Origin of the sequence: Klebsiella sp. K47 (assembly GCF_051858335.1) — a bacterium.
In the GTDB taxonomy this organism is placed as follows: Bacteria; Pseudomonadota; Gammaproteobacteria; order Enterobacterales; family Enterobacteriaceae; genus Klebsiella; species Klebsiella pneumoniae.
In genome coordinates this window covers 1-229 of sequence record NZ_JBPYUI010000341.1, presented here as the reverse complement: position 1 = coordinate 229, position 229 = coordinate 1, and the positions used below count along the sequence as shown (strand labels likewise).

At 69.4% G+C, this 229-nt stretch carries 1 protein-coding gene; it reads right to left on the bottom strand.

Annotated features, from left to right (window positions below):
• Nucleotides 1–229: ATP-binding cassette domain-containing protein (locus RRF55_RS28300; RefSeq protein WP_439419339.1), on the bottom strand; the 229-nt coding region annotated here is incomplete at both ends.

Here is a 229-nt window from a genome sequence, read left to right as displayed (position 1 = left end):
CTCGTCCAGGCAGAGCAGCACCGGCTCGGTGCACATCGCCCGCGCGATCTCCAGCCTTCGCTGGGCGCCGTAGGGCAGATTGCCGGCCTCCCAGTCGGCGAACTCGGTCAGCCGCACCCGGTCCAGCCAGTATTTGGCGAGGTCCACCGCCGTGGTCTCGGCATGGCGGTAGCTCGGCAGGTTCAGCAGGCCGGCGATGGTGAAGCCCGAGGCGCGCAGCAGCTTGTTG